Annotated in this window: 3 protein-coding genes and 1 pseudogene; 1 reads left to right on the forward strand and 3 read right to left on the reverse strand. The window is 65.5% G+C overall.

Translation table 11 applies throughout. From position 1 onward, the window contains the following. Positions 1-65 precede the first annotated feature (65 nt). Positions 66-575 (forward strand): annotated as a pseudogene (locus A5646_RS09270) (MlaD family protein); the annotation flags it as partial. Here A5646_RS09270 and A5646_RS09275 read toward each other — a convergent pair. From A5646_RS09275 to A5646_RS09285, 3 genes are all read right to left on the reverse strand, one after another. Further along, the gene (locus A5646_RS09275; RefSeq protein WP_156765562.1) at positions 556-1,722 is read right to left on the reverse strand and encodes an MCE family protein; all 1,167 of its coding nucleotides are present in this window, start codon (positions 1,720-1,722) and stop codon (positions 556-558) included. The pseudogene A5646_RS09270 and the gene A5646_RS09275 sit on opposite strands and share 20 nt — an antisense overlap. After that, the gene (locus A5646_RS09280; RefSeq protein ID WP_067021346.1) at positions 1,719-2,747 is read right to left on the reverse strand and encodes an MCE family protein; all 1,029 of its coding nucleotides are present in this window, start codon (positions 2,745-2,747) and stop codon (positions 1,719-1,721) included. The genes A5646_RS09275 and A5646_RS09280 overlap by 4 nt, the downstream gene beginning before the upstream one ends. Next, the coding region (locus A5646_RS09285; protein WP_197505155.1) for an MCE family protein at positions 2,744-3,082 on the reverse strand (339 nt) is incomplete at its 5' end. The genes A5646_RS09285 and A5646_RS09280, both read right to left, overlap by 4 nt.

Genomic DNA, 3,082 nt, shown 5'->3' on the forward strand with positions numbered 1-3,082 from the left:
CCCCCGCCGTCCACCCCGCCCATCCGCACTATTCCGCCGCCCTCGCCCCACGATTTCGATTCGCCATGAACATCAGTCGGGGCACCCTACAGAAGGCGACCGCCGCCACCCTGATCCTGACGCTGGTCGTGGCGTCGTTCGTGGTCGGCAACAAGCTGTGGAAAGACGTCGAAAAGAATACGTACTCGGCGTATTTCACCGAGGCCAACGGTCTGTTCGTGGGCGACGAGATTCGCATCCTCGGCGTCGCCGTCGGCGTGGTCGATAAGATCGAGCCCCAGCCCGGCAGTTCCAAGGTGACGTTCTCGGTCGACAAGCAGTATTCGATCCCCGCGGATGCTCGCGCCGCGATCCTGTCGCCATCGCTGGTGACGTCGCGGGCTGTCCAGCTCGTCCCGGCGTACTCCGGCGGCCCCAAGCTGAGCGCCGGCGCCTCGATTCCCCTGAGCCGCACCGCGGTTCCCGTCGAATGGGATGACTTCCGCAAGCAGCTGGAGAAACTCACCGACGCCCTGCAGCCCACCAGCCCGGGCGGGGTCAACTCCGTCGGCGAGTTCATCGACTCGGCGGCGGAATAGTGCGGATGGGCGGGGTGGACGGCGGGGGCGACGGTGGCTGCGACCACAGCGGCACCGGCGCGTTCTCCGGCGGCACCGGCGGGGTGCCGGTGGGCGGGTCCACCACCTCCGACGGCAGCTTCTGGTTGGGGTCCAGGAATCGGTCGTACATGTCCGCGTCGAGCACCGGGCCGCCGATCTGGCCGGGCACCAGGTTGGCGACGTAGGCCTTGAAAAACGGTCCCGAACCCAGGCATTCGCCAAAGGACATCGCATAGCGTTTGAACTTGGGCAGCGTCTTCTGGATGTCTTCCTTGCGGTTGTCCAGGATCTCCAGTACGCCGTTGAGCTTGTCCAGGGCGGGTTTGAGTTGGGTCCTGTTGTCGTTGACCAGCCCCGAGATCTGATGCGACACCGCGGTCAGGTTGTTCATCAACGCGTCCAGCGAATCTCGTTCATCCAGCAGGGCCGCCAGCAGCGCGTTGGAATTCGCCACCAGTCCGGCGATCTGCTGGCTGCGCTTGCCCAGCACCGTCGACACCTTGTTGGCGTTGCCCAGCAGGCTGCGTAGCTGCGCGTCGCGACCGTTGAGGGTGTCGGAGAACCGCGCGACGCCCTCCAAAGCGGGCCTGAGGTTGGCCGGTGTCGCCTTGAGGGTGTTCGCCAATGTGCTCAGCGCCGTGGACAATTGGGCGGTGTCCAGGCCGCTGATGGTTGTCGTCAGATCGCCAAGGGCGTCGGGCAGCTCATACGGCGAGGTGGTGCGCTCCAACGGAATGGTGCCCGACAACTTCCCGGCGCCGCGCGGCGTCAGCTCGAGCATCTTGGCGCCCAGTATGGTTTCGGTCTTGATCGCCGCCTCGGTGCGGTCGCCCAATTCGACGCCCTTGTGCACGGTGAAACCCACCCGGACCTTGGCGCCCTCCAGGCGAAGGTCGGAGACCCGGCCCACGCCCATGCCCGAAACGCGCACAGTGTTACCGGGTTTGATGCCGCCGGCCTCGGAGAAGTAGGCCGCATAGTCGTCGGTGTTCTTGATGAACGGCAGCTTGTTGTACTGGAAGGCGACGATGGTCACGCATGCCAGGATGACGGTTCCCATCACGCCCAGCACGAAAGGGTTTCGCTGGTCGCCGGATTTGACCTTGGGAATTTTCAGCCTCATTGCGGCGTGCACCGCCCGCTGGGCTGGCCCAACAGCTTGACGAAGATCGGGTTGCCCCCCTTACCGTTCAGCTTGAGCAATACCTCGCAGAAGTAGAAACCGAAGTAGTCACCGTTGAGGCCCTGCCGGGCGAGCACCTGGTAGATGTCCGGGAGATCCTTGAGCAGTTTGTCGACGTATTCCTTGTCGGAAAGCACCTGCCCCGACACGCGATCCGTCTCGTGGACAACGTCTTTGATCGGCTGGCGGGACTGGGCGAGCAGATCGGTGATCGAACCCGCGGCCGCATTGATGTAGGCGAGGCCGGTGGAGATGTCGTTCCTGCGCTGGGCCAGCCCGTCCACCAGCTGGGCCAGCTTGTCCACGCCGTCGGAAAACTCGCGATCGCGGGTGGCGAAGGTGTGCAGCACCGTGTTCAGGTTGGTGATCAGCTGGCCGATCAGCTCGCTGCGCCCCGCCAGGGTGGAGGTCAGTATCGAGGTTTGTGACAGCACCGACGCCAGCGTCCCGCCCTGCCCCTGAAAGATTCGCAGCAGTTGACCGGACAGGGCGTTGACCTGATCGGGGTCCAGGGCGCGGAACAACGGACGGAAACCGCCGATCAACGCGTCGATGTCGAGCGCGGGCGACGTCCGGGCCAGCGGGATGGTCGCCTCCGGCGGCAGCCGGCGTGGTGGCCCCGGACCCTCCTCGAGCGCGAGATAGCGGTCACCGATCAGGTTTTCGTAACGCACGACGGCCTTGGTGCCCTCGCTGAGCCGAACGCCCTTGTCCACCTCGAAGTCGACGGTGACGGTGCCGTCACGGTGCAGGCTCAGGTCGCCGACCTTGCCGACTTCCACCCCGGCGATCCGCACGAAGTTGCCCGACTTGAGGCCGGAGATGTTGGTGAAGATGGCGCGGTAGCCGGTGCGGTCCTCGAACCGCAACTGCCCGAACACCGCGACCAGCGCAAAGGTGAACAGCAAGCAGATCGCCGTGAAGCTGCCGACCCGCAGGATGATGCTGGATAGTTTCCTTCTCATGGCGGCGGCTGCCCCCCGCGCCAGAAGTAGCGAGGCCCTTCCGGAGGGTTCTTGGTGGTCGGGAACCAGTTGGCCCACCAGGGATTACCCGCGGCCACGTTGGTGCGGATCTCGTTCGGCGCCGCCCCCCAGCCGGTATCGGTGACCAGCGCCCGCACCGGGAAGTTGGCGCTGGGGTCGGGCAGCGAGCCACAGCTCGGCTTTCCGCCCGGCCCGCCGGTGGCGTTGACCTTGGGCAGGTGTTTCGGATACCGGTACGGGTCGTCGCCGAACAGCAGCGCCGCGTCGAGGATCACCGAATAACCATTGCCGCCCAACGCGTCTCGGCCACCATG

The sequence above is a fragment of the Mycobacterium sp. 1245499.0 genome (assembly GCF_001673615.1).
In the GTDB taxonomy this organism is placed as follows: domain Bacteria; phylum Actinomycetota; class Actinomycetes; order Mycobacteriales; family Mycobacteriaceae; genus Mycobacterium; species Mycobacterium europaeum_A.

Bases quoted from the DNA above. Each gene is read 5' to 3' on its own strand.
- A5646_RS09280 (WP_067021346.1), bottom strand. From the start codon at position 2,747: ATGAGAAGGAAACTATCCAGCATCATCCTGCGGGTCGGCAGCTTCACG.
- A5646_RS09275 (WP_156765562.1), bottom strand. From the start codon at position 1,722: ATGAGGCTGAAAATTCCCAAGGTCAAATCCGGCGACCAGCGAAACCCT.